The following is a 19,017-nucleotide window of genomic DNA, read 5'->3' as shown; positions in this document are numbered from 1 at the left end:
CGCCGCCGCGCTGTATCCGCAATACCGGGCACCGCAGGCGTGCCTACCCGATCGGCTGGGCCACGCCTGCATGTTTGGCAAACTCGCCAGCGGCCCAATCCAGAAACACACGCACCCGTGGCGACAGTTGGCGGGCGCGGGAATACAGCAGCGACACCGGGTTGGACGGTGGCGGTGTATCGCGCAGGATTTCCACCAGCGTGCCCCGTTGCAGGTCGTGGGCCACATGGAAGCGCGGCACCTGTGCAATCCCCAGGCCCAGGCGGATGCCGGCCAGATAACTCTCTGTGCCGGTGACGGTGAACAGGCTGGGCGGCGCGAACGTGCGCAGTCCTTGCGCGGTCTGAAACTCCAGCGGGGTGATCACGCCGGTGGTGATGGAGCGCAGGCCAACCATGCGGTGCGCGTGCAGCGCATCGAGCTGCGTGGGCATGCCGAAACGCTGCAGGTACTCCGGCGTGGCACAGGTCAGGCGCTCGAGCACGGCAACGCGACGCGCGACCAGTTCGCTGTCGCGCAACGGGCCGTAGCGCAGCACGCAGTCGATGCCTTCCTCCACCAAATCCACCCAGCGGTCGCTCTCGCTCATCGCCAGCTGGATCTGTGGGTATTGCGCAAAGAACGCCGGCATCCCTGGCAGCAAAAAGTGACGCGCCAGCGTGCCCTGCACCTCCACCCGCAGCAGCCCTTTGGGTGCCACACCACGGAAGCCGCCTTCGGCATCGTCGACGTCGTCGAGGATACGCACGCAGCGTTGATGGAAGAGCTCGCCATCGAGCGTTGGCCGCACCACCCGCGTGGTGCGTTGTAACAAGCGCACGCCCAGACGCGCTTCCATCTCGGCGATGACCTTGGTGGCGGTGGAGCGCGGAATGTCCATGTCGTTGGCGGCCGCGGTGAAGCTGCGCCGCTCCACGATGCGCACAAACAAGCGCATGGCAGCGAACCGATCCATTGCACCCTCTGCCCACTGTTCGGGCGCTGGAAACAGTGCTGTGCATTCTAGTGTGATTATCGCCGTGTCATTGCGTTGGATAGTTTCGCAACGCCGCAGCCCGCGGCTTTGACGGAGAACTTCCCATGACGCAGCAACACAAGGTCGCGTTGGTTACCGGTGCCTCACGCGGTATTGGCGCCGCCATTGCCCAGCGCCTGGCCGGCGATGGTTTCACGGTGGTAATCAACTATGCCGGCCACGCCGCCGATGCCGAACAACTGGCGCACAGCATCGAGGCGGCCGGCGGCCATGCCATCACCGCGCAGGCCGATGTCAGCGACGCGGCCGCGGTGGCGGGCCTATTCGATTCGGCCGAGTCCGCTTTTGGCGGTATGGATGTGCTGGTCAACAACGCCGGCATCATGCAGCTGGCCACGCTGTCAAACAGCGATGACGCGTTGTTCGACAAGCACATCGCGATCAATTTGAAAGGCACTTTCAACACGCTACGCCAGGCCGCACGGCGGCTGCGCGATGGCGGCCGCATCATCAACCTATCCACCAGCGTGGTGGAGCTGAAGCTGGAAACCTACGGCGTGTATGCAGCCACCAAGGCGGCGGTAGAAACGCTGACGGCGATCTTGTCCAAGGAATTACGCGGCCGCGCGATCACCGTCAACGCGGTGGCGCCGGGGCCCACGGCCACGGCGCTGTTTCTGGACGGCAAACCACCGGAGCTGATCGAACGCTTGTCCAAGGCCAACCCGCTGGAACGCCTTGGCAGTCCGGAAGATATCGCTGCGGCGGTGGCGTTTTTGGCTGGCCCCGATGGCGGCTGGATCAATGGGCAGGTGCTGCGCGCCAACGGCGGCATGGTCTGACCCGCTATGGCACGCCGCATTGCGCACGCTGCTGGCTTTCCCATCAAGGAGCACTGACATGAGCAAACGCATTCTGGTCACTGGCGCGTCCAGTGGATTCGGACGACTGACTGCCGAAGCACTGGCAGCCGCCGGCCACACCGTCTACGCCTCCATGCGCGATACCGCCGGCCGCAATGCCGGTGTTGCGCAGGAGATCGCCGACTTGGCAGGCACGCGACAGCTGGCCTTGCATGCGGTCGAGCTGGACGTGCAATCGCAGGCGTCGGCCGACGCGGCGGTGGCTTCCATCGTGGCCAACGCAGGCGGGTTGGACGTGGTGGTGCACAATGCCGGGCACATGGTGTTCGGCCCGGCCGAAGCGTTCACTGCCGAGCAGCTGGCGCAGGTCTACGACATCAATGTGCTGGGGACGCAGCGGGTGAACCGCGCGGCGTTGCCACAGTTGCGAGCACAGCAGCAAGGCCTGCTGGTGTGGGTGTCCAGCAGCAGCTCGGCAGGCGGCACGCCGCCGTATCTGGCGCCCTACTTCGCGGCGAAGGCGGCGATGGATGCGCTGGCGGTGCAGTACGCGCGCGAGCTGGCGCGCTGGGGCATCGAGACCTCGATCATCGTGCCCGGTGCCTTCACCAAGGGCACCAATCACTTTGCCCGTGCCGGTGCCCCGGATGATGCCGCACGCGCAGCTGCGTACGAGGCAGGCCCGTATGCAGGGTTTGGCGAACAGGTGCAGCAGGCGTTTGCGCGGATCGTACCGGAGGATGCAGACGTGGCCGAGGTGGCTCAGGCCATCGTGCGGGTGGTGGATACGTCATTCGGCAAGCGCCCCTTCCGCGTGCATATCGACCCGGCCGGTGATGGCGCCGATGTGGGCTTTGGCGTACTCGATCGCCTGCGTGCAGAGATGTTGCACCGTGTGGGATTGGGCGATCTGTTGGCACCGCGCGTGGTGAAGTGATGGGATGCGGCAGGGGTTGGGAGCGCATGCCGGCTATGCAGTTGCGCTGACTGCGCAAATGCAACCGCGCGCGGCAGTGTTGCTGGTTGGGTGCCGGCGTGGTGGTGGTGCTCGCACCACGCCGGCACCCTTGCTGCAGCGCTGCGGTGATCTGGCGCTTGCGCGGACTGGCGTTTGGCCATGCAGGCCTGACGTCGGATCGCGCCCGGGTGCGCTCCAATGCGCCAATCCAGACCTGGTGTGTTTCCTCAACGCTTACAAGGACGTCGCTGTTGTTGATCGGTTCGTTGCGCATCCTCTGGCCCGTGGCCCTGGTTGGCCTGATGGCTTCCTGCAGCGAACCCTTGCACTGGTCCCTGCGCACTCTGATTGGAAGCCGACGTCGTAAGGCGATCGACAGATCCATGACATGTCGATGCTATCGAGCAGGCAGGCAGACGCGACTGGTCGACGACAACGACAACGACAACGACAACGACAACGACAACGACAGCACGCTACACCCCACCCAATGGCCGCAGGCACAGCCAGATCGCATACCAATGCGACAACGCGCCGCCCAGCACGTGGGCGTGCCAGATGGCGCGGTTGTAGACCAAGGATTTGCGCACGTAGAACGTCACGCCCACGGTGTAGAACGCGCCGCCGGCAACGATGAGCCAGAGCACGGCGCTGTCCAGGCCGGCGATCATCTGGTCGACCACCACGATCCCGGCCCAGCCCAGCAGCAGGTAGATCGCCACCCAGAAGCCCTTGGCGATGCCGGGCAGGCAGAGCTTGGCGAACACGCCGAACAAGGCCACGCTCCAGACCGTCAGGATCATGGCCCAGCGCCAGCTGCCATCGAGCGCGACCAGAAAGAACGGCGTGTACGAGCCGGCAATCATCACGAAGATGCCGGCATGGTCGAACTTGCGCAGCATCGGTTGGCGCAGCGGCGGGGCGAAGTTGTACGCCGCCGAGCAGGCGAACATGGTCAGCAGGCCCAGCGCATACACGCAGGTGGCCAGCAACATGGTCTGGTTGGCGTGGGCGCGCCACACCATCCAGATGCCGCCGACGATGGACAGGAACAGACCGGCGGCATGCACGATCACATCGGCACGGCGGGCAGCAGGGGTTTTGTAGTGCGGAGCAATGGCGCGGGGGGGCACGGGCACGGCGGGTCTTCGAGGGGGAGGGCGCCCAGCAGCGTGCAGCGTCGGCGTGACGCGGTGGGGGCAACAGGATACCCGCTTGCTGAATCCGCTCAGTGAGGCAGGCTGGGCGGTTGCGCGCTGGTCTCATACCCTGAGACACCTCCCCTGTCTCATGCCCCTCTTTGGGAGCTGCCGTATGCCTCCGTTTGCCCTCGCTCCCCGCACCGAAACCGCCGAACGCGCGCTGGCCACCACCGATGGCCGGCCCAGCCGCGATGGCGCGCTGCTCACCGAGCGCCTGGAACGGCGTTACCACGACCGCATCACCGGCAGCTTTACCCTGCCCGGGCGCGAAGGCCGTTATGCGCCGATCCCCGACGATGTGCCCAGCGCGCTGGCCGATGCCTTGCACGCGCGCGGCATCAGCCAGCTCTACAGCCACCAGGCCGACGCCTGGGCGGCGACGCAGCGCGGCGAGCATGTGGCGATCGTGACGCCCACCGCGTCGGGCAAATCGCTGTGCTACACGCTGCCGGTGGTGAGTGCGGCAATGACCGCCGGCGCCAAGGCGCTGTATCTGTTTCCCACCAAAGCGCTGGCGCAGGACCAGGTGGCCGAGCTGCTGGAGTTGAACCGCGCTGGCGAACTGGGCGTCAAAGCCTTTACCTTCGACGGCGATACGCCCGGCGATGCGCGGCAGGCGATCCGCCTGCACGGCGACATCGTGGTGAGCAACCCGGACATGCTGCACCAGGCGATCCTGCCGCATCACACCAAGTGGGCGCAGTTCTTCGAGAACCTGCGCTATGTGGTGATCGATGAGATCCACACCTATCGCGGCGTGTTCGGCAGCCATGTCACCAATGTGCTGCGCCGGCTCAAGCGCATCTGCGCGTTCTACGGCGCCAACCCGCAGTTCATTTTGTGCTCGGCCACCATCGGCAACCCGCATGCGCACGCGCAGGCCCTGATCGAAGAACAGGTGCATGCCATCACCGAATCCGGCGCGCCCACCGGCGACAAGCACGTGCTGTTGTGGAACCCGCCGGTGGTCAATGCCGATCTTGGCCTGCGCGCGTCGGCACGCTCGCAGAGCAACCGCATTGCGCGCATTGCGATCAAGAGCGGGCTGAAGACGCTGGTGTTCGCGCAGACGCGCTTGATGGTGGAAGTGCTGACCAAATACCTGAAGGACATCTTCGACCACGACCCGCGCAAGCCGGCGCGTATCCGCGCCTACCGTGGCGGCTATCTGCCCACCGAGCGGCGCGAGGTGGAGCGGGCAATGCGCGCGGGCAACATCGACGGCATCGTATCCACCTCTGCGCTGGAACTGGGCGTGGATATCGGCGCGCTGGACGTGGTGATCCTCAATGGTTACCCCGGCAGCGTGGCGGCCACCTGGCAGCGTTTTGGCCGCGCCGGGCGGCGCCAGCAACCGGCGTTGGGCGTGCTGGTGGCCAGTTCGCAACCGCTGGACCAGTACGTGGTGCGACACCCGGACTTCTTTGCCGATGCCTCGCCCGAACATGCGCGTATCGCGCCGGATCAACCGCTGATCCTGTTCGATCACATCCGCTGCGCGGCGTTCGAATTGCCGTTCATCGCCAGCGAGCCGTTCGGGCCGATCGACCCGCTGGTGTTTCTGGAAGCCCTGGCCGAGAGCGAAGTGATCCACCAGGAAGGCGACCGCTGGGAATGGATCGCCGACAGCTACCCGGCCAATGCAGTGAGCCTGCGCTCGGTGGCCGATGGCAATTTTGTGGTGGTGGACAAGACCGACGGCAAGCAGCAGATCATCGCCGAGGTGGATTATTCCGCCGCTGCGCTCACCTTGTACGAAGGCGCCATCCACATGGTGCAGAGCACCCCGTATCAAGTGGAACGGCTGGATTGGGACGGCCGCAAGGCGTACGTGACGCGCACGCATGTGGACTACTACACCGACAGCATCGACTACACCAAGTTGAAGGTGCTGGACCGTTTTGACGGCGGCGTGGCCGGGCGCGGCGACTCGCATCATGGCGAAGTGCATGTGGTGCGGCGCGTGTCCGGCTATAAAAAGATCCGCTATTACACGCATGAAAACATCGGCTACGGCCCGGTGAATCTGCCCGATCAGGAGCTGCATACCACCGCGGTGTGGTGGCAGTTGCCGCAGGCCACCTTGGGCAAGGCGTTCGCGTCCAAGCAGGATGCGCTGGATGGATTTCTGGGTGCGGCATATGCGCTGCATGTGGTAGCCACGGTGGCAGTGATGGCCGATGCGCGCGACTTGCAAAAGGCGGTAGGCAATGGCGACGGCGCGTGGTTTGCGGTGGCCGACCAGACCGGGCGCGGGCAACTGCGCGGTGTGGAAGAAGGCGAGCAAGGCGCGGTAGAACTGCAGCAGGCGTTCGTGCCCACGGTGTATCTGTATGACAACTTTCCCGGCGGCGTGGGCTTGAGCGAGCCGCTCTGGCTGCGTCAGGCCGAGCTGCTGCAGCGTGCGGACGAGCTGGTGCGCGGTTGCGATTGCACGGCCGGCTGCCCGGCCTGCGTGGGCCCGGTGCTGGCCGCGCATGAAGAGGGCAAAGGCGAGTCGCCCAAGTCGCTGGCCCTGACGGTGCTGGCGCTGTTGTTCGATGCCAATGCGCCCTTGCGGCATGCCACCCAGGTGGACGACGACTTGGCGCTGGACGTGCTTGCATGAGGGTGAGTGCAGACCGGCTGCGCTTGCTGCGTCGGCAGGCGGGGCACGCGGATGTGCGCGAGCCGGTGGCGGTTGCACACGGCGATGCAGCGCATGGCGCCGATGCCTTGCCTGCTGATGCCGTGCCTGCGGTTGCTACGGCCGGCGATGGTGTCGGTGGAGGGGCGGAACTGCATTCCAGCGCAGTTGAACCGCTAAGCGGTGATACGGCTGTTGCGGGTGATGTGCGCATGGAAGCCGCACCTGTTATGCATGCAGCGGCGGCGCCGACGCGTGCCCCGGCAGTACCGGTGGCTGGCAGCGATGCAGGCGTCAGCGCAGACCGCCTGCGTTTGCTACGCCGTCAGGTCGTTGGGCTAACGCCTGCGCCGCGCACGCAAGATGCGCTGATGCCGACACGTGCGCAGCGCCAGTCCTCGGCCGGCATCGCGTCGCAAGAGGGGCGCACCTCGCCGCGCGAGACTGTTGCACCAAGCGCACAGCCCGGCAGCGGAAGTGCTGGCAGTGCACAGCGTCCCCCGCACACCACACCGGCAATGGCGCGCCGCGTGCAGGCGCCGGTTGCCGCAGCGCCTGCACGCGATAGCTCGGCGTTTGCCTGGGTGGACCACGATGTGCGTCACAAGCCGGCAGGCGCGGCGGCCGATACGGCCGCGCGCGTGCCGGCTGTGCGCGCGGCACCTGCGCTGCCCGCATCCAACCCGGCACCGCAGCGACGCACCGATATCGCCGGCCTACGCAAGATGATCGGCCTGCGCGAGCGTGCGGTGTCGGCGCACACGCCGGTGCGCACGCCGTCCACCGATCGGCACCTGCCCGGCGACGAGATCGCACCGGGATTGCATCTGATCGAAGCGTTCCTGCCGCAGCCGATTCCATGCGAACCGCTCTCGCTGGCCTTCGCCAAACGCGAGGATGCGCTGCAGCCGGAGCACGTGCTGTTCTTCGACACCGAAACCACCGGCCTGGCCGGCGGCACCGGCACGCGCGCCTTCATGATCGGGGTTGCGCAGTGGTGCACCGATGCCGCGCAAGGCAGCGGCCTGCGCGTGCGCCAGCTGATGATGTCCACCATGGCCGCAGAGAGCGCCATGCTGGAGCTGTTCTGCACCTGGCTCACGCCACAGACGGTGCTCTCCAGCTACAACGGCCGCTGCTACGACGCGCCGCTGTTGAAGACGCGGTACCGGCTGGCGCGGCGTGGCGACCCGATTTCTGCATTGGATCATGTGGATCTGTTGTTCCCTACCCGCCGCCGGTATCGCGGCACCTGGGAGAACTGCAAGCTGTCCACCATCGAGCGGCAGCTGCTGCGCGTGGTGCGCGAAGACGATCTGCCCGGCTCCGAAGCCCCGGCCGCGTGGCTGAGCTATCTACGCGGCGGCAGCGCGCGCAACCTGCGCCGCGTGGCCGAGCACAACCACCAGGACGTGGTGACGTTGTCGTTGTTGATGCAGCGGCTGGTGGCGGTGGAGGCACAGGACAGAGACGTGATTCCGTTGATGGAGTCGGTGTAGCGGTCTGCGGCGAGCCCGGGCGGTGCTGGCGGGTCAGATCTGGATATCAGTGATGCGGTGCGCTGGTGATCACGATCCGGCGACAAAAGTGCCCTGCCCCGTTACTTCTCATCGCGGTGCGGCTGCTTTCGCGTTGTTGCGGAGCGCAGCGAGCAGCATGCGCAGGTGTGCGACGAATCGTTGTGCGATGGCCGGCGGTCTGTCTTTCCGCAGCGTGTGCGCGATGGGCAAGATGAGGTGTTTCGGCATTCAAGCCACGCAAAAGCGGCGACCCGAACGCTTGGCCGTCTTTGCGAAGAAGGCCGCCTTTTCGATGTGAAAGGTGGGGCGCTGTCATATTCGTTTTTTTCGGCGGTCTTACAGTGCAGTTGAGGTTCCGTCCGCAGCGCTGGTTTCCAGCGTTCTGCAGACCTAACCACTGACGGATGCGCAGCCTGCGAGTTCGCTGCCGTGCTGCGCTGTGCGCAGTTGTCGGTTCGTCAGCTCGCCGCAGGAGCTGTCATCGACGCACACCAACGCACTGCGATGTGGCCGGGTTTATTGCGCACGTTGTGGGTTGACCCTGAACTTGAAGGATTGGCCGCATGGTTTCATTGCTGGATACACGGATCAGCCGACGTCGCCTGGTGGCAGCCGCCGCTGGTGCCTCGTTGCTGGGCTCCGCCCTGCCCGCACTGAGCGCCGCGCCACCGCCGGATGTGGGGCGCAAGTTCCTGCGCTCCCGTCGGCCGATGGCATTTGCCGGCAATACCTTCGTTGGCCACCTCGAACAACAGGGCGATGGCTACGACAGCTTCGACCGCGTGCTGGACATCTACCGCGAACTGCCCGGGCACCGCTTCGCGAACAAGTTCGCGCTGCTGCCGCCCAGCAGTTATCACGTGACCCTGCTGGGCGGGGTCAACGAAATCGACCGCGCACGCGGGCCCTGGCCAAGCGATTTGGCGCGCGATGTGGCGTTGAGCGAGATCAATGCCGATGTTCTTGCGCGGCTGGCGCAACGCACTGCCGCGCCGTTGGGTGCGTGCCGCTTTGTGGTGAATCCGGCTGCGGCAAAGACCGGCAACAACGACAATCTGCTCATCCCGCTGCAACCTGCCGACGCGCAGACCGCACAGCGCCTGGAAACGGCGCGCCAGGCACTGATGACGCTGACCCGCTTGCAGCGCCCGGACTACATCAACTTCCAGTTTCATCTTTCGCTGGCCTACCTGTGCGAGACGCTCGATAGCGCAGAGCAGGCTGCCTATCGCACTGCAGTAGGCGACTGGCTCAAGCGACTTGCGGCAGCGGGCCCGATCACGATCCCGCGCTTTCACTTTTGCACGTTTGCCGATATGGAGGCGTTTCGGACGGTGCGGGAGGTGTAAGGGCGGGGATTTGGGAATGGGGATTCGGGATTGGAGTGTGGTGTGCGATCTCGTCGGTCCTCCGTGGGTGGTGCCTGAGAGCGGCTGATAAAACGTAGCGAACAGCCGTATGGTGTATTTGGAGAAAGCGCTCAGAACTGGATGTACGGGTGGTGCACCGCGCACCAGCTGCACTCAGCTGGTGATGAGCACAATGGTTTTTTGTCAGCAGCTCTACGAGACGCAGTGCAACGGCCAATTTCTTGCACGTCCGGCATTACGCGTTTGCACTGATAGCCATGGATCTGAAGATGCGATAGCGCGGCTGTGCCACGCATTCCCGCGCTCGGTCTGCTTTCACAACAAGTGCGGGTGGAAGCAGACGCGGCGTCCAGAGCGCATCCGCAATTGCACGTGCCGATGACGCGATCGCGACTTACATGGAGATGCGCAGATCTGCACCGCCGCCGCACAGCGGCGTGCTGTCGCTACGATTCACTGTGTGGCGTGCACCGCACCCACACTTACGGCCGCGTCTCCACCACGTCTGTACGCATCTGCCAGGCGGCGAATTCCTGCTCGAAGTCGGCCAGGGTCAGCAGCCCCATGCAGGCGTGGGCGCCGCTTGGCAGCACCTGCCCCGCGGCGAGTTTGCGCACCAGCAGGATCGCGGCGAAACAGGGGATTTCCGGGCCATGCAACATCGCTGCGGTGAGGTCCCAACGCACGGTGAGCGGCTGTCCATCGCGCTCGCCGGCCAGCTCCACGCGCATGCCGCCCAGGTCGGTGCCGAAGCGGTCGAACCAGCGCCCTGCGCGTGCGAACGCTGGCGCCAGACGCGGTATCGGCACCGGCACGCCGCGCTGGCGTAACCAGGCCAGCGCGGCCAGGCAGCGCTGCAGAAACGGCACCTCCAGCGCGGCGCGGAATTGCACGCTGCACACGCCGGGGTAGCGCTGCGGCAGCAGGTCGTGATCGGGCACATCGCAGGGCGATGCCAGCCGCGGTGCCAGCTGTGCAAACTGCACCCGCTGCGGCGATGCCCAGCCCACCACGGTCTGCCAACAGCCCTCGCTCCACCATGTAAACGGCGTGCCGCAGTACGACAGCGCCGCACGCACGGTGGCCAGCCCCAGCGGCGTGCCCTGGGCGGGCGCGATCACCATGCCAATGGCGTGCAGGGTCGACAAGCGCGGCAGCAGTGCGTCGATCACTGCACTGGACAGTGCGGGCAAGGTGCTGGCACCGCTGATCGCCACGCGGCCAGCGTGCTGTGCCAGGCCGTGCAACGCGTCCGGAAAATCGCGCACGAACGCACGGCCGTCGGCCAGGTCGATGTAGTGCATGCCGGCCTGCAGACAGCTGCGCGCCACTGCATAGTCCTGGCCCTGGAATGGTCCGGCGGTGTGCACCACTACATCGGCGGCGGTGGCGGCCAGGCGCATGGCGAAATCGTCGGCGGCACTATCCAGCCGGCATGCGGAAATACGGCCAGGCACGGCGTCGGGCCAGGTCGCGGCGATCGCGCCGGGATGGCGCCCGGCGGCAATGACATGCAGGTGTGGCAAGGCGGCCAGCGCCCGCACGATGCGCGCACCGAAGTGCCCATAGCCACCCAACACCACCACCCGGTACGTCATCGCCCGCTCGCCCTTCCGCCAATGCCCTGCAGTATCGGCGAACCGCGGCCATCGCGATCAACGCGTCACAGGGCTTGCCAGGCCGTTGCGGATGGCCTCACGCATGGCGTGCCGCGCCTGGCCGTCTGCACGCGCGCTTGCCGCGGCCTGTTGCGTGGCCAGATCGGCCTGCTGCGCAGCGAGCGCTTGCTGTTGCGTGGCCAATGCCTCGATCTGCTGCTGCGTGCTGCGTTGCCTGGCCGCGTTGGCCTGCTGCGTCGTGGACGTGGCCGGCCGCGCCGCAGCGTTGTCGCGTGCAAGCGACGCACGCGCCTGCGCCACGGCAGCGGCCGCATCGCGTGCCGCCACGGCGGCCATCTGCATTCCCAACGCCGCTTGCTGCTCGCCCAGCTGGCCCTGCCGCTCGCCCAGCGCACCCTGGGCTTCGCCCAGCTGGCTGACCGGTGCGTACAGCACGCGGATGCGCTGCAGGGTAGCCGCATCGCGCACCACGTAGCTCTTGCCACTGTTACGAAACCACAGCAGTGCGCCCGTGCTACCAGCCAGGCGCCGCGCGCGGGCCAGATCCTCGGTGGAGCCGTGCATGAGCGCCTCGCCGTCTTGGATCAGCACGTACGCGTCCTGGTCGGGGTGATCCGACAGGGTGAGATGGCCATACGTGGTCACGTCGCTAGTCGGCGTGCGCATGGATGTCGCCGGCGCTGCCGGTGCGTGCGGCGCAGTGGGCATCGCGGTCGCGGCAATTACAGCGACCGGGGCCGATGCAATAACCGGTGTTTGCGTACCGGGCACAGGCGCAGTGCTGGGTTGACCAGCTGATCGTGCGGCCATACATGGCGTCAACGCGCTGGTGAGCGCAATCGCCAAGAGGGTCATCAAGCCAGCGCGCGCCGATGCGGGGGTTAGGTGCAGCATGGGAATCTCCTTGTGTGGATGAGGTTGGGCAAATCTTTCGTGTGATGCGCTGCTGCGCGTCGTATTGCGGTGCTTTCGATTGCAGAGCTGCACCGGCGAAGCGAATGCAGGGTTGGCGTTGCTTGCACATGTCGTTGCTGGCGGCCCAACAAACACTGCTTGCCCTTACCGGTGCCGCCCGTAAACAAGCGTGGCGTTGCAGGCGTAATGCACTACCCGCAGCAGCACGCTGTACGTCGTCGAAGACCGCAGCTGTACGGCAAGGCTGCGTCCACGCCGGTTCGCAGTTGCTGCAGCTAGCCAGTCACCCGCGTTGCCCGACCACTGGCAAGTGCTTCGCGCAGAATGCTCAGCGCCTGGCGGGTGGCGAGCCGCGTGGCGCCGGCCTGCTTTCTGGCCAGCACGGCCTGCTGCTGCGTCAACAGGCGCTGCTGTTCCGCCAGCGCCTGTGTGTCGCCGGCAGCGCCCTGCACAGGTTGCGTCGCTGTTGCCATAGACCCAGGTGTACCGGCAGCTGCGGCGGCGAGTTGCGCGGCAAGCGCTTGCTGACGCGCTTGCACACTGTCCTGGGCCGCGCGCAGTTGCAGGCTGCGTGCATAGCCGGTGCGCAGCCGATGCAGCAGGCCCGGATCGCGCACGACGTATTGCACGCCGTTGGCCCGGAACCACAGCACCCAGCCATTGGCATTGGTGTACCGATGTGCGGTCTGCAGATCGTCGGTGGTGCCGTGCATGAGATGGCGCTCACCCTGCAGCAGCACATAGGCATCGCCATCGTCCTGGATGTCCTGCGCGTTGCTGCCGCAAGCGGCTTTGGTCGATCGCGCGACGGATGCGACGTGCCTTAGGCGTGGCGTCGAAAGCGCAGGCGTTGGTGTGGGCATCACTGCGGGAGAAATCGGCGCAGTGGGTGGAGCGAGAGGAGCGTGTGGATGCGCGGGCTGTGCAGACCCGGCCGGTGCTGACAGTGCCACGGAAGTGGCAGAGGCCGATGGCGCCGAAGGGGCGACCGGCGCAGTACCGGATGCGAAGGTCGAAGCAGCGCGTGGCGCAGCGCGATGGGCCGGCGCAGGCGGTGCGGGCGGTAACGGCATCGCGGCTGCGTTGGCTGCTACTGCCGGTAATGTTGCTCTGGCTGGTTCTGCTGGTGCTGCTGGTGCTGCTGGTGCTGCTGTTGTTGCTGCCTGTGCTGCCTGTGCTGCCTGTGCTGCCGGTGCTGCCGGTGCTGCCGGTGCTGCCGGTGCTGCCATCAGCATGGGCGCAGCGAGCGCGCCGAGAGCAAGCAGCAAGGCGCGGCGCAGACGCTGCTGTGGGAACGTAATCTGATGCATGTGCGATCTCCTTGGGGATGTGGGTGCCGCCGGCCGGTAGCGGTCAGGCGGATGGGGCAATAGCGAACACACGGCCACGGCGTTGCCGACGCTGGTTGCGTCGAGACGTGCTGAGTCGATGAGCGGGCGCGTGGCCTGACCCGCGTGAGTGGGGTACAGCGTCTGGTGCTGTGCGCGATCACTGCAGTGGTCGCGCTGGATGAAACGGTCAATCGGAAGGAGCGGTGATGGAACGCCTGCGCTGCCGGTACAAAGATCAACCGCCGGTACCGCCGTCAGGAACGGCGACAAGGTATGCGGTGCTGACATGCCGGCCGCCGCCGGCGCAGAGTAATCAGCAATCAGTAATCAAAGATCAACGATCACCAGCACCATGCATTCCAGGCACGGCGCCGCCCGCCTGGCGACTGCAGGCCATACCTCACGCTTGGGTCGTGCGCTACGCGTTGGATCTACTGCCGCGCACTGCCATGGCAATGCGCGCTGTGCTGCGGCGCAGGTCTCTAGTTGTCTTGGTCCGTGCCGGCCGCGGAGTGTTGGGCACGCGCGGCGTTAAGGCGGTCCTGGCGTGCGGCTTCCTTGTCCGCTTCGGCCTGATGGCGGCTCAACTCGGCTGCCTGGCGCGCGGCGGCAACATAGGCGTATTGCGCGTTGCGTTGTTGCAACGCCACCTCGCGGATCTGCTGCGCCGCTTCACGCACCTGCTGCTGCGCGTCCTGCTTGGCCTGCTCCAGCTCGGGGCCGAGCGACTCCAGTTGCTCGCGTGCTTCTACCAATGCGTCCTGCGCCGCCTGCAGCTCGTCCTGGCGCATCTGTGCATGCATATCGCTCGCTTCGATGGCCTGCTGTGCGGCGGCCCGTGCCTCCACCTCGGCAGCCTTCGCGCTGCGTGTGGCCTCATCGATGGCGTCGCGTACGCTTTGCTGTGCGTCGGCATCCCAGCCGGAGGTGTCCATCTGCCAAGTGTCTTGCGTGTCTTGCGCGCCCGGCGCATCCAGCACACCCGCCAGCACGCCGTTTGCCGGTGCTGCAGGTGCGGCCGGTGCCGCAGCCGGTGCCGCAGGCGCTGCCTGCAGCTGCAGTGGAGCAGCGCCATTGGCACTGCGCATGCCGTGCGACATCGCCGGCGATGCGCTGGCGGTGACCACGACCGGCTGCAGCGCAGGCGACGGCAGCGGCGCGGGCATGGCGACCAGACGCAGCGGTGCCACGCCCAGGACCGCCACCGCGACCAGCGCACGCGCGCCCCAGCCCGGTGTGGCGTTGGTGTTTTGCAACATGATCAAACGGCGCTTGAGGCTCAGAAAACTCGGCGACGCACTGGACACCCCAGCCACCGGCGCTGCAGAAACCCCAAGGCTGACCAGCAGGCGGCCATAGTCGTGACGGCAGCGCACGTGACCGGCAACCACCGCCGCATCGCAGGCGGCTTCGCGGGCGATGGCGTATTCGCGCGCGGCCAGATGCAGCAGCGGATGGAAGAAGAACAGATGCTGCGCCAATGCCGGCAGCAGCCCCCACAGCAGGTCATTCCGACGCAGATGCACCAGCTCGTGGGTCAGCGCCATGTCCAGCTCATCGTCGCTGATGCTGGCCAGGCGACGCGACGGCAACAACAGCACCGGCCGCCACAGGCCGATGAGTTGCGGCGAATCGATGTGTGCGCTCAGGCGCAATGGCGGTGCGTGGCGCAAGCCGTGCGCATCGGCGGCCAGTTGCAGGGCCGCCAGCAGTGCGCGATCAGTACACGGCTCGGTGGATTGCACCTGACGGCGGCTGATCCACCAGGCCATTGCGCTGCGCGCCAGCATCACCAGCACACCGGCCAACCAGGCTGCCATCACCCAGCGGACCCACAGCGACGGCGATGCATTGGGCAGCGCCGTGACCGCGTCCCCAACTGCCTGCGCCACCGGTGCGGCGGCCGGCAACACCGCCAGCTCGACCGGTGCCAGAAACAGGCCCAGCAACGCCTGCAGCCCCACCATCCACCACAGCCAGCATTGGGTGGACGCCGGCAGGCGCGGCAACGCCTTGCACAGCAGCCACACCACCGCCACCAGCGCGGCCGATTGCAGGCTGGTCATCGCCAGCCGCTGCACCACCAGTTCGAACAGGCTCTGCATGATTCAGCTCTCCTTGCGCTGCGATTGCAGCTTGGCGACCAATGCTTCGAGTTCGGCCAGCTCGGTATCGCTGACCTCCGCGCGCTGCGACATCCACGCCACGAACGGCGACACCGAGCCCTGCAAGGTGTTTTCCACGAACTGCCCCACCGCCGTGCGCACCACCGCGTCCTGCCCGCTGGTGGCGCTGTAGCGGTACATGCCGTCTACCTGCTTGCGGCGCAGAAAGCCTTTGGCGCGCAGCCGCTCCATCATGGTCAGCACGGTCGAGCGCGCCAGCCCACGTGGCTCGCCGAACGCGGCAGCGACCTCGCCCACACTGGCGTGCCGTTGTTCCTCGATGTGTTGCAGCAGGGCCAGCTCCTGGTCCCCGATGGTCTTAGCGCTCATCTCGTGCCCCATGACTACAGATGTCGCTACCGTAGACATGACTACAGCTGTCGTCAATAGGTCGGATGGCAGGGGGTCGTAAGGATGATTACTTCAGAAGCAGAGGCCGCTTATCGGTTTGCTGCTGTCGGTAAGGCTGATGTGGAAACGCCGCGATAGACGCCAAGTGCTCCGATTAGTCGATACGTACCGGGTATCGCAGTCGAAGCACTTGGGCTATCGCAGTGCCTTCAACAAATCATTGATGTACGCGCTTCCGAAGCGGTGGTCAGGCCGCAGCGCCGCTCGTGACCCTTGACACCCCAGTGGCGATGACGTGCCTGTGGTGAGGTGCGACGCGAGCAACCGACCAAGGAACGTTTGATCCAGACGTTGTCGTTGAAGCGCCGACGACAGCGCCGCTTGAGCGGGTACCGGCATCAACGGTTCGAGGCGCCTGGCATGTATCAAAAGGCGGGAGTCGATGTCTGCAGAGTCTTTGCAGAAGCAGGCATCAGCGTTGCTGTCCGCAACGTCAGTGTGAAACGGTGTCTGATGGGCACAGGGTTACCCGACGCAGGGACAAACACCACACAACATCGATTGGAGCCCCGCGTCGGAAACATGCAGATGCAGCTTCAAATAGCGACGCCTTTACTCATTGCCAGGAGTAAAGGCGCGTCTTGCCGCATGCCCTTCAGCATCGCGTTTACTTGAACACCGGCGTCGTGCCGGAAGCAGTCTTACGGTCGCCTGCTGCCTGCATCTGTTTCCCCAGCGTGCGGATGCGCTCTTCACCGATGGCGAGTGCTTGTGCAGTGGTGTGCACCGAGTAATAGCCAAGGTGCAGTGGGTGCGGATGTGGAATGGCCGAGCCGAGCACGAAGACCGCATCGCTGTTGCCGCTCGCTTCGAGCACGATGGGCGCGCCGTTATCGGCAAAGACCACCATGTCGCCGCGTTGCAGCCGTTCACCGGTATCAAGAGTGCCGCTGGCTACTGCCAACCACCCGACCAAATGACCGGCGGGCGGGTGGTAGGTCCAGCGTTCGCCGGGTTTCAAGGTGACCAATAGGTAATTGATACCGTCAGGCGCATCGACCGGACTCTGCGCGCCCTCGTAGCGACCGATCACCACATGCGCGGGGCCGGTCTTGGCCATGTGCTGCGCTTCGATGTAATGGCTTTGCGGCTCCGCCAGCTCCACGGCTTCAGGCAGTGCCAGCCATAATTGAAATCCCTGGATGCAGGAAGCATCGGCTGGCGGCACCATTTCCTTGCCATGCCATACGCCCATTCCGGCACGCATCCATTCGGCTCCGCCATAGGCAATGGTGCCGCGACCGGTTGTCTGGTCGTGGTAATGCATGCTGCCTTCGGTAAAGACCGTGACGGTGGCGATGCCCGAATGCGGATGCAGCGGCATGCCCGACATCGTGTGGATGACCGAACCCTGCGCATCGAAGATGTCGAGGAACACAAACGGCTTCAGCACCTGCCCAAGATCGGACGGGCTCATGAGCCGGGTGATGGGGCCGCCAGAATCGTTGCCGCGTCTGCGGTGGACGATGGCGCGCGGCGCGGCAGTGGGCGCTTCCGTGGCGGGGAACGAAGGCTGCAGTGAAAGAGTGCGCATGACAGGCCTCGATCAAACCGAACGCGTTGCGCGCAGCACCGCGGCGATGCGGGCGCGATGCAACCAGGCGATTGTCGCGGTCACCACCATCAGGAAGATCGCCGGCACCGGGCTGCCGCCGATGACGAACAGATGCACACCGGTCGCCACCAACATCATGGCCGCAAGCAGTGCACCGCTGAGCGCAAACGTTGTCGGTAGCAGCAATGCGATTGCCCCGATGATTTCGATCGCACCGGTCACGATGCGGAACCATTGACCGAGGCCGATGTGATCGAACACCTCGACCATCATCGGAACGCCGGCCAGCTTGGCCGCACCCGCAGCGAAGAACGCCACGGCGGCGAACACGCGCAGGGTCCAGGAAAGGCCGCGAATGAATCGCCCGGCGCTGGGCTGGTTGGGAATGGACGAGGTGTGCATGAGGTGTCTCTCTAGAAAGGATGTGGGCGAGGCGGAGTTGGTTGAGGGCCGGGGTGGGCGTGAATGGCGTTCCCGGTCAGAGCGTCTTGCCTGGCGCCCGTGAGTCCACTGTGGCGTTCCGAATGCAGCTAAGCTAGCCGCGCAAAGCGACATGCCGTGTCGCAGAAACAGGGACGCCATGGAATTCGAAGACCTGCGGACGTTCGTCGAGGTGGCAGACGCGGGCGGGGTATCGCCAGCAGCCAGGCGCCTGGGCGTTGCCAAGTCCATCGTCAGCCGCCGTCTCATTCGGCTCGAGGACGCTTTGGGGATCCAACTGCTCGCGCGCACCACGCGGGGCGCTGCCGTCACCGAGGCAGGCGCGACGTTTCGCGAGCATGCCGCGCGGATGTGTGCCGAAATGGACGTGGCGCGCGAGACCATCTTGCCCGCGGGCGATCTGCGTGGCCGCCTGCGTATCGCTGCGCCGCTGACGTTCGGCCCTACCCACTTGGCGCCGGTGCTTGCCGAGCTGGCCAGCCGGCATCCAGCCTTGCAGGTCCATGCCTGCTACAGCGACCGCTTTATCGACATCGTTGCCGACGGTTTCGACTGTGCGATCCGGTTGGGATATCTCGCCGATTCGAATCTGGTCGCGCGCCGCATAGCGCCGATGCGCGGCAGCTTGATGGCCACTCCCGCGTACCTGCGCAAACATGGCGAACCTGACACGCCACAGGCGCTGCTGACGCACGAGGCGCTGTTGCAAGGCACGGAAAGCTGGCGGTTCATGGACGGCGACAAGCTGGTGACGATCCATCCACGCGGGCGCTTCAAGGCCGACAACGGCACTGCGATCGCGGCCGCTGCGCTTGCAGGGCTCGGGATCGCGGCACTGCCGGATTTTCTCGTGGCCGAGCATCTTGCCTCCGGCGCGCTGGTTCGCGTCATGACCAGGTATCCGTCTCCCGAGGCCGGGCTTTACGTCGTGCGGGCGCCTGCCGCGCATCCTGCGCGCAAGATTCGTGTCCTAACCGATCTGTTGATCGAACGCTTCGGTGGTGGTGTTTGAAGTGCGGCGGCGCCATTTTGGGGTGATGCCGCCCCTCTCGCCTGGACGCGACG

The 19,017-nt window shown here is 65.8% G+C and carries 16 protein-coding genes; 7 read left to right on the top strand and 9 right to left on the bottom strand.

Translation table 11 applies throughout. The annotated features are described in order from the left end of the window. Positions 1–43 precede the first annotated feature (43 nt). Positions 44–955 (bottom strand): LysR family transcriptional regulator, encoded by a 912-nt coding sequence (locus tag ASF90_RS16645; protein WP_055852751.1) that lies wholly within the window; start codon positions 953–955, stop codon positions 44–46. Positions 956–1,080: 125 nt separating this feature from the next. Here ASF90_RS16645 and ASF90_RS16640 point away from each other — a divergent pair, with 125 nt between their 5' ends. After that, entirely contained in the window at positions 1,081–1,818 is a 738-nt protein-coding gene (locus ASF90_RS16640; RefSeq protein WP_055852749.1) for an SDR family oxidoreductase, read from the top strand. Positions 1,819–1,876: 58 nt separating this feature from the next. After that, positions 1,877–2,776, top strand: a complete 900-nt coding sequence (locus tag ASF90_RS16635) for an SDR family NAD(P)-dependent oxidoreductase (RefSeq protein ID WP_055852744.1) — start codon at positions 1,877–1,879, stop codon at positions 2,774–2,776. Positions 2,777–3,273: 497 nt separating this feature from the next. On the opposite strand, the gene ASF90_RS16630 is transcribed toward ASF90_RS16635, so the two are convergent. After that, positions 3,274–3,936 carry a hemolysin III family protein gene (locus ASF90_RS16630; RefSeq protein WP_055852741.1) on the bottom strand — a complete coding sequence of 221 codons (663 nt, stop codon included), beginning with the start codon at positions 3,934–3,936 and terminating at the stop codon, positions 3,274–3,276. A 175-nt stretch (positions 3,937–4,111) separates the two neighbouring features. Between ASF90_RS16630 and ASF90_RS16625 the strand changes: the two genes are divergently transcribed. From ASF90_RS16625 to ASF90_RS16615, 3 genes are all read left to right on the top strand, one after another. Then, positions 4,112–6,607 (top strand): DEAD/DEAH box helicase, encoded by a 2,496-nt coding sequence (locus ASF90_RS16625; protein ID WP_055852737.1) that lies wholly within the window; start codon positions 4,112–4,114, stop codon positions 6,605–6,607. Then, positions 6,604–8,124: a ribonuclease H-like domain-containing protein gene (locus ASF90_RS16620; protein ID WP_055852733.1), complete on the top strand. Its 1,521-nt coding sequence runs from the start codon at positions 6,604–6,606 to the stop codon at positions 8,122–8,124. The genes ASF90_RS16625 and ASF90_RS16620 overlap by 4 nt, the downstream gene beginning before the upstream one ends. Positions 8,125–8,708: 584 nt before the next feature. After that, positions 8,709–9,494 (top strand): DUF1868 domain-containing protein, encoded by a 786-nt coding sequence (locus tag ASF90_RS16615; RefSeq protein ID WP_055852729.1) that lies wholly within the window; start codon positions 8,709–8,711, stop codon positions 9,492–9,494. Positions 9,495–9,997: 503 nt separating this feature from the next. Here ASF90_RS16615 and ASF90_RS16610 read toward each other — a convergent pair. From ASF90_RS16610 to ASF90_RS16600, 3 genes are all read right to left on the bottom strand, one after another. Further along, positions 9,998–11,113, bottom strand: coding sequence for a saccharopine dehydrogenase NADP-binding domain-containing protein (locus ASF90_RS16610; protein WP_055852727.1), 1,116 nt, complete (start codon positions 11,111–11,113; stop codon positions 9,998–10,000). Between the two features lie 57 nt (positions 11,114–11,170). Beyond that, on the bottom strand, positions 11,171–11,800 hold the full coding sequence (locus ASF90_RS16605) for a hypothetical protein (RefSeq protein ID WP_055852724.1): 630 nt from the start codon (positions 11,798–11,800) through the stop codon (positions 11,171–11,173). Positions 11,801–12,324: 524 nt separating this feature from the next. Next, positions 12,325–12,762 (bottom strand): hypothetical protein, encoded by a 438-nt coding sequence (locus tag ASF90_RS16600; RefSeq protein ID WP_236699293.1) that lies wholly within the window; start codon positions 12,760–12,762, stop codon positions 12,325–12,327. Between the two features lie 116 nt (positions 12,763–12,878). On the opposite strand from ASF90_RS16600, the gene ASF90_RS23560 reads away from it, so the two are divergent. Continuing rightward, on the top strand, positions 12,879–13,349 hold the full coding sequence (locus ASF90_RS23560) for a hypothetical protein (RefSeq protein WP_153067877.1): 471 nt from the start codon (positions 12,879–12,881) through the stop codon (positions 13,347–13,349). Between the two features lie 513 nt (positions 13,350–13,862). Here ASF90_RS23560 and ASF90_RS16590 read toward each other — a convergent pair. From ASF90_RS16590 to ASF90_RS16575, 4 genes are all read right to left on the bottom strand, one after another. Continuing rightward, complete coding sequence (locus tag ASF90_RS16590; RefSeq protein ID WP_055852717.1) at positions 13,863–15,485, bottom strand: M56 family metallopeptidase; 1,623 nt, start codon at positions 15,483–15,485, stop codon at positions 13,863–13,865. Positions 15,486–15,488: 3 nt separating this feature from the next. After that, positions 15,489–15,875, bottom strand: coding sequence for a BlaI/MecI/CopY family transcriptional regulator (locus ASF90_RS16585; protein ID WP_055852713.1), 387 nt, complete (start codon positions 15,873–15,875; stop codon positions 15,489–15,491). A gap of 688 nt (positions 15,876–16,563) precedes the next feature. Beyond that, positions 16,564–17,490, bottom strand: a complete 927-nt coding sequence (locus ASF90_RS16580; RefSeq protein WP_055852710.1) for a pirin family protein — start codon at positions 17,488–17,490, stop codon at positions 16,564–16,566. 12 nt (positions 17,491–17,502) lie between these two features. Beyond that, the gene (locus tag ASF90_RS16575) at positions 17,503–17,913 is read right to left on the bottom strand and encodes a DoxX family protein (RefSeq protein WP_055852708.1); all 411 of its coding nucleotides are present in this window, start codon (positions 17,911–17,913) and stop codon (positions 17,503–17,505) included. A gap of 178 nt (positions 17,914–18,091) precedes the next feature. Between ASF90_RS16575 and ASF90_RS16570 the strand changes: the two genes are divergently transcribed. Next, positions 18,092–18,964, top strand: a complete 873-nt coding sequence (locus tag ASF90_RS16570) for a LysR family transcriptional regulator (protein WP_055852705.1) — start codon at positions 18,092–18,094, stop codon at positions 18,962–18,964. Positions 18,965–19,017: the final 53 nt, after the last annotated feature.

Origin of the sequence: Xanthomonas sp. Leaf148 (genome assembly GCF_001423585.1) — a bacterium.
GTDB lineage: Bacteria > Pseudomonadota > Gammaproteobacteria > Xanthomonadales > Xanthomonadaceae > Xanthomonas.
This window is presented reverse-complemented; position numbering and strand designations above follow the sequence as displayed.

Bases quoted from the DNA above. Each gene is read 5' to 3' on its own strand.
- ASF90_RS16645 (WP_055852751.1), bottom strand. From the start codon at position 955: ATGGATCGGTTCGCTGCCATGCGCTTGTTTGTGCGCATCGTGGAGCGG.
- ASF90_RS16640 (WP_055852749.1), top strand. From the start codon at position 1,081: ATGACGCAGCAACACAAGGTCGCGTTGGTTACCGGTGCCTCACGCGGT.
- ASF90_RS16635 (WP_055852744.1), top strand. From the start codon at position 1,877: ATGAGCAAACGCATTCTGGTCACTGGCGCGTCCAGTGGATTCGGACGA.
- ASF90_RS16625 (WP_055852737.1), top strand. From the start codon at position 4,112: ATGCCTCCGTTTGCCCTCGCTCCCCGCACCGAAACCGCCGAACGCGCG.
- ASF90_RS16620 (WP_055852733.1), top strand. From the start codon at position 6,604: ATGAGGGTGAGTGCAGACCGGCTGCGCTTGCTGCGTCGGCAGGCGGGG.
- ASF90_RS16615 (WP_055852729.1), top strand. From the start codon at position 8,709: ATGGTTTCATTGCTGGATACACGGATCAGCCGACGTCGCCTGGTGGCA.
- ASF90_RS16610 (WP_055852727.1), bottom strand. From the start codon at position 11,113: ATGACGTACCGGGTGGTGGTGTTGGGTGGCTATGGGCACTTCGGTGCG.
- ASF90_RS16605 (WP_055852724.1), bottom strand. From the start codon at position 11,800: ATGCGCACGCCGACTAGCGACGTGACCACGTATGGCCATCTCACCCTG.
- ASF90_RS16600 (WP_236699293.1), bottom strand. From the start codon at position 12,762: ATGCACGGCACCACCGACGATCTGCAGACCGCACATCGGTACACCAAT.
- ASF90_RS16590 (WP_055852717.1), bottom strand. From the start codon at position 15,485: ATGCAGAGCCTGTTCGAACTGGTGGTGCAGCGGCTGGCGATGACCAGC.
- ASF90_RS16585 (WP_055852713.1), bottom strand. From the start codon at position 15,875: ATGAGCGCTAAGACCATCGGGGACCAGGAGCTGGCCCTGCTGCAACAC.
- ASF90_RS16580 (WP_055852710.1), bottom strand. From the start codon at position 17,490: ATGCGCACTCTTTCACTGCAGCCTTCGTTCCCCGCCACGGAAGCGCCC.
- ASF90_RS16575 (WP_055852708.1), bottom strand. From the start codon at position 17,913: ATGCACACCTCGTCCATTCCCAACCAGCCCAGCGCCGGGCGATTCATT.
- ASF90_RS16570 (WP_055852705.1), top strand. From the start codon at position 18,092: ATGGAATTCGAAGACCTGCGGACGTTCGTCGAGGTGGCAGACGCGGGC.